Source organism: Streptomyces sp. NPDC093094, from assembly GCF_044754345.1.
In the GTDB taxonomy this organism is placed as follows: domain Bacteria; phylum Actinomycetota; class Actinomycetes; order Streptomycetales; family Streptomycetaceae; genus Streptomyces.
The window spans coordinates 1-5,843 of sequence record NZ_JBIVOX010000056.1; the positions used below are offsets into that span (position 1 = coordinate 1).

Here is a 5,843-nt window from a genome sequence, read left to right on the forward strand (position 1 = left end):
ACTCGGGCTTGCGCTCGATGGGGGTCTGGCTGTTGCGGACCTCCAGGCGCAGCATCTTGCGTCCGTCGGGTGCGACTGCGGACACGACCGGCTCCCTAGCGATTGATTCTTCGGCGTTCCCAAGGGTACGCCCGTTGATTTGCTGCCCGGCCGTGGTGCCGGACCTGGCTATGCCGCGGTGGGCTTCTCGATCTCGCGCGGCTTGAGGTCCGCGTTGCCCAGCACGTCCGCCAGATGGCGCTCCGCCACCGGAAGGACGTCGTCGATGGTGAGATCGCGGCCCAGCTCGTCGGCGAGGGAGGCCACTCCCGCGTCGCGGATGCCGCACGGGATGATGCGGTCGAACCACTTGTTGTCCGGGTTCACGTTCAGCGCGAAGCCGTGCATGGTGACGCCCTTGGCGACGCGGATGCCGATCGCGGCGATCTTGCGGTCCTCACGGCGCTGGCCGGCGTTGGACGGGGCGTACTCCGGGCCGTTCAGCCGCGGGTCGAACTCGTCGTCGTGCAGCCGCGGGTCGAAGTCGAGGGACAGCCCGCCCAGGGCGGGGCGTCGCTCGACCGGGTCACCGAGCACCCAGACCCCGCTGCGGCCCTCCACCCGGCTGGTCTCCAGGCCGAACTCCGCGCAGGTGCGGATCAGGGCCTCCTCCAGGCGCCGTACGTGCGCGACCACGTCGACCGGGCGCGGCAGCTTCTGGATCGGGTAGCCGACGAGCTGGCCCGGGCCGTGCCAGGTGATCTTGCCGCCGCGGTCCACGTCCACCACGGGCGTGCCGTCCAGCGGGCGCTCGTCGTCGGCGGTGCGCCGCCCGGCCGTGTACACCGGCGGGTGCTCCACGAGCAGCACGGTGTCCGGGATCTCGTCCGCGAACCGCGCCGCGTGCACCCGGCGCTGCTCGTCCCACGCCTCCTGGTACTCGACGGCCTCCGCGCCGAAGCCCATCCGGACGAACCGCAGCTCACTCACGGCAAGCGCCTCCTCGAATTCGTAAGGCATGAAACGCGCCCACGCCACTGTACGACTCCCTGTCGCACGTCAGCTCCGGTGGTAATCCTCACACGATCGGATGAATGGATGCCGAAGTGCGTGGCCCCCTGCTCACGCTCCGCTACATTCGCGCCGTTCACAAGGCCATAAGGGCTGCTCACAGGCAATTCCAGGCACTTCGGAAGGCCTGGAGGGCAGGAGACCTCACCGCACATGACGGATCGACCCGCGCAGCGCACGCCCAACCGCCAGCTCGCCGCGCTCATCGCAGAAGCGGGATTCTCCAACGCAGGTCTGGCCCGCCGTGTGGACCAGCTCGGCATGGAACACGGGCTCGATCTCAGATACGACAAGACCTCGGTCACCCGCTGGCTGCGCGGGCAGCAGCCGCGCGGCACCACGCCCGCCCTCATCGCCGAGGTCTTCACCCGCCGTCTGGGCCGCCGCCTCACCGCCCAGGACCTCGGACTGGACGCCTGCGCGCCCGTCTACGCGGGGCTGGAGTTCGCCGGGGGCCCGGAGGAGGCCGTCGACATCGTCAGCGGCCTGTGGCGCAAGGACTCCGGCAGCCATGCCGAGCTCCGCAAGATCGCCTTCACCCCGGCGGGGCTCGTCGTGCCCAGCCGGGACTGGCTGATCGGCCGGGCCGACGAGAAGGTCGCCCACGGCGGGCAGCCGCTGCGGGTGCCCGTCCCGGGGCGGCCCGCCGTGCCCAGGCAGCGCACCCAGACCGAACGCGGACCCGGCCAGAAGGTCACCACGGGCGACATCGCCGCCCTGCACTCGGTCGGGGACCTCTTCCGCGCCCTGGACGACCAGTACGGCGGCGGCCACGCCCGCCAGGCCCTCGTGCGCTACCTGGAGCACGAGTGCGAACCCATGCTGCGCGGCACCTACGGCGAGCAGACCGGCCGCCGGCTGTTCGCCGCGGCCGCCGATCTGACGCGGCTGGCCGGCTGGACCTCGTACGACATCGCCGCGCACGGGCTCGCCCAGCGCTACTTCGTCCAGGCGCTGCGGCTCTCGCAGGCCGCGGGGGACCGGGCGTACGGCAGCTACGTGCTGGTGACCATGAGCCGCCAGGCCGTGTACCTCGGGCACGGGCGCGAGGCCGTCCAGCTCGCCCGGGTCGCCCAGCAGGGGGCCGGGGGGTCGGCCCCGCCGGTGGTGCAGGCGCTGCTGCACTCGGCCGAGGCGCGCGGGCACGGGGTGCTCGGCGAGGTGCGTGCCTGCACGGCGTCCCTGGTGCGGGCCGAGCGCGCGCTGGAGACCGCCCGGCCCGGGGACGACACACCGCCCTGGGCCCGCTCCTTCGACGAGGCTCAGCTCGCCGACGAGTTCGGGCACTGCCACCGCGATCTCCAGCAGTTCCGGGCGGCCGCGCAGCACGCGGAGAGGTCGCTGCAACTGCGCGCGCCCGCCTTCGCGCGCAGCCGCCTCTTCTGCCGGGTCGTCCTCGCGACCGCCCGGCTCGGTCTCGGCGAGCTCGACCAGGCGTGCCGGCTGGGCGCCGAGGCGGCCGGGCAGGCCGTGGAGATGCGGTCGGTCCGGGCGGTGGAGTACGTCAGGGACTTCGAGCGGCGGCTGGAGCCCTACAAGGACGCCGCACCGGTCCGCGGGTACCGCGACAAGGTCGCCGCCCTGGGGTAGGGGCCGCCCCTCAGGCCCCTCAGGCCGCCTGGGGGACGGGTTCGGCGGTGCGCAGGGGCCTGTCCGCCCCCAGGTCCCGCAGGATCGCCGTGGCCGCCCTGCGGCCCGAATGCAGGGCGCCCTGCACCGTGCTCGTGTCCCGGTGGTCGCCGCAGACGTAGAGGCCGGCCAGGAGGCGGACCGGGCGGCGCAGGTCGTGGGGCGGGCGCATGGCGGGGACCGCCTCGGGTGTGTGGTGGACGGCGAGGGTCTCCCAGCGCGCGGTGGAGGTGCCGTAGAGCCGGGAGAGCTGCATGCGGACGGCCGTGTCGATGTCCGGGGCCGGGGTGCCCAGGACGGCCGACGAGATCAGGGCCCTCCCCTGCGGGGCCCGGGTCGGGTCGACGTCGCTGATCACCGCCGTGTGGGCGACGGGGCCGCCGCGGTCGGCGTCCAGGAGCAGCAGGGCGCCGGTCGCGGGAGGCACGTCCGTGGTGTGGTGGACCACCGTCACCGGGTGGAAGTCCGGCACCCGCAGCCCCGGCAGCAGCTCGGCGGCCGTGCGGGCGTCGGTGGCCACCAGGACCGCCCGGCAGCGGAACTCGCCGTGCTCGGCCGTGGTCACCGACGTGGTGGACACGGAGGTGACCTGGACGCCGGTGTGCACGGTCCCCGGCGGCAGACCGCGCGCCAGCAGTTCGGGCAGCACCTCGGCGCCGCCCTCGGGCACGCACAGCCGGCCGGCCGCGAACGAGCGCAGCGCGAGGTCGGCGCAGCGGCTGGACGTCGTCAGATCCGGGTCGCACAGCAGCGCGGCGAGCAGCGGCCGCAGGAAGCCGTCGACCGTGCGGGAGGGCAGACCGCGGGCGGCGAGCGCCTGGCCGGCGGGCAGCTCCTGGCGGGCCAGCAGCCGTTCGACGGGCGTCGAGGCGAGCCGGGCGAGCGCCGCGCCGAGCCGTGCCTGGTCGACGGCGGTGCCGACGGGCTTGCCGGACTGCTGCGGCCGGGGGGCGCTCGCGAAAGCGCGCACCGCGTGCAGTGCGCCCCTCGCGCTTCCCCGATGCAGGGGAGCGCCGACCCGCAGCCGGCGCCCGTCGCTGTGCAGCAGGACGCCCGGATCGAAACGGCGCAGGGCGAGCCCGTCCAGGCCCGGGGTCAGTCCCAGTTCGGGATACGCCGTGGACAGCAGCTGCCCGATCCGGTCGAGCCGGAAGCCGTCGACCTTCTCGGTCGACATGCGGCCCCCCGGACAGGGGGCGGCCTCCAGAACGGCTGTGCTGACTCCTGCGCGGGTCAGCCTCTGAGCTGCGGAGAGACCGGCGATCCCGGCTCCCACCACGACGACGTCCGCCTGATACGCGGGCTGAAGCACGTGCCCCTCCTCGAGGTTGCGCGGCCGGTGGAGGGCTCATGCCCTCAATAGGCTCCGGGGATACCCGAGTTCTGGTCGAGGTTAGGGCCGGGACCGATCAGGGACAGTCGCGCATCGACAGGGCACGGTCGCACAGCGGTCGCACACGGCCGGCGGACGCCGTGCGGGGGGAGCGGCCGCGCAGGTCAGCCCCGGTCGAGCGCCGCGCGGATGGTGTCGTCGATGCCGGGGAACGCGAACGCGAAGCCGGATTCCAGCAGCCGCCGCGGCAGCACCCGCTGGCTGCCCAGGACGTCGGACGCCATGTCGCCGAGCACGGTCCGCAACAGCGGCGCGGGCGCCGCCAGTACGGCGGGGCGGCGCAGCACCCGGCCCATCGCGGCGGTGATCTCACGGTTCGTCAGCGGCTCGGGTGCGGTCACGTTGAACGGCCCCGACAGGTCGTCGCGGTCGAGCAGATGACGGATCGCGGCCACCTCGTCGTGCAGGGAGACGTAGGACCAGTACTGCCGGCCGTCGCCGAGCCGTGTCCCGAGACCCGCCCGGAACAGCGGGAACAGCCGTCCCCACGCCCCGCCCTCGCGCGCCACCACCAGCCCGGTGCGCACGGACACCGTCCGCACACCGGCCTGACGGGCGGGCTCCGCGGCACTCTCCCACTCCACGCACACCGAGGGCAGGAAACCCTCCCCGGCGGGGGCGTCCTCGTCGACCGCGCGCTGCCCGGTGTCGCCGTAGTAGCCGACCGCGCTGCCGTTGACGAACACCCGGGGACGCGGCTGCGCACCGGCGAGCGCCCGGGCCAGGGTGCGGGTGCCCAGGACCCGGCTGGCCCGGATCTCCTCCTTGTACGCCCGCGTCCACGGCCGGTTCCCCACCCCGGCACCCGCCAGGTTCACCACCGCGTCGCACACGGGCAGTTCCACCCGCCCGGCCCGGGGGTCCCACCGGACCTCGTCGGCCGCCCGGGGCTCCCGGCGCACCAGACGCACCACCTCGTGCCCGTCCGCCGTCAACGACCGCACCAGGGCCCGGCCGATGAGCCCGGACGCCCCGGCCACCACGATTCGCGCACGCTCCATGCCCCCATCCTGCCGGGTGCCCGGGAAAAACCCCGGACCGGCACCGCCGCGTCCGCCGTACAGTGGCCGCCATGCCGGATCCGCAGATACGCATCCGTACGGCGACGTACGCCGACGAGCCCGCGCTGAGCCTCCTCGACCACGTCACCTGGTCCTCCCTGCACGCCGTCACCCCGAGGCCCGGACCCGAGGAGCCGTTCTTCCGGGAGACCGCCGGGCCGGGCGACCATCTGGTCGCCGAACTCGACGGCCGGCTCGTGGGCTACGTCCGGCTCGGCTTCCCGACCCCGCTCGCCTCGAACGCGCACGTCCGCCAGATCCGCGGCCTCGCCGTCGACGGCGCGGCCCGCGGCAAGGGTGCCGGGCGGGCCCTGCTCCGGGCCGCCGTCGTGCGGGCGCGGGCCCTGGGAGCCCGCCGCATCACCCTGCGGGTGCTCGGCCACAACACCGTCGCCCGCGCGCTGTACGCGTCCGAGGGCTTCACCGTGGAGGGTGTGCAGCCGGAGGAGTTCCTCCTCGACGGCGGGTTCGTGGACGACGTACTGATGGGACAGCGGCTGGTCTGAGCACCGCGCACCGCACCGCGCACCGCGCACCGCACCGCGCACCGCGCACCGCACCGCGCACCGCACCGCACCGCGCACCGCACCGCGCACCCCCCGGGGCGCGCGCCGCCCCTAGGTGTATTGATCACGAGCGTTGTTGACACTCGCCAGTGCTTGATCATGGCGAAGACCTCCGGTGTGGTGGAGCTGTCTAGGACTGCACCG

General features: G+C 74.3%; 5 protein-coding genes. 2 read left to right on the forward strand and 3 right to left on the reverse strand.

The genetic code is table 11. From position 1 onward, the window contains the following. Positions 1-168: 168 nt before the first annotated feature. Positions 169-969 (reverse strand): lipoyl(octanoyl) transferase LipB, encoded by an 801-nt coding sequence (gene lipB / locus ACIQGV_RS40730; protein WP_402504793.1) that lies wholly within the window; start codon positions 967-969, stop codon positions 169-171. Between the two features lie 234 nt (positions 970-1,203). Between lipB and ACIQGV_RS40735 the strand changes: the two genes are divergently transcribed. Beyond that, the gene (locus ACIQGV_RS40735; RefSeq protein WP_402504795.1) at positions 1,204-2,640 is read left to right on the forward strand and encodes a regulator; all 1,437 of its coding nucleotides are present in this window, start codon (positions 1,204-1,206) and stop codon (positions 2,638-2,640) included. A gap of 19 nt (positions 2,641-2,659) precedes the next feature. On the opposite strand, the gene ACIQGV_RS40740 is transcribed toward ACIQGV_RS40735, so the two are convergent. Beyond that, positions 2,660-3,991, reverse strand: a complete 1,332-nt coding sequence (locus ACIQGV_RS40740) for an NAD(P)/FAD-dependent oxidoreductase (protein WP_402504797.1) — start codon at positions 3,989-3,991, stop codon at positions 2,660-2,662. 185 nt (positions 3,992-4,176) lie between these two features. Further along, positions 4,177-5,073 (reverse strand): TIGR01777 family oxidoreductase, encoded by an 897-nt coding sequence (locus ACIQGV_RS40745; protein ID WP_402504799.1) that lies wholly within the window; start codon positions 5,071-5,073, stop codon positions 4,177-4,179. A gap of 71 nt (positions 5,074-5,144) precedes the next feature. Here ACIQGV_RS40745 and ACIQGV_RS40750 point away from each other — a divergent pair, with 71 nt between their 5' ends. Beyond that, complete coding sequence (locus tag ACIQGV_RS40750; RefSeq protein WP_402504801.1) at positions 5,145-5,639, forward strand: GNAT family N-acetyltransferase; 495 nt, start codon at positions 5,145-5,147, stop codon at positions 5,637-5,639. Positions 5,640-5,843: the final 204 nt, after the last annotated feature.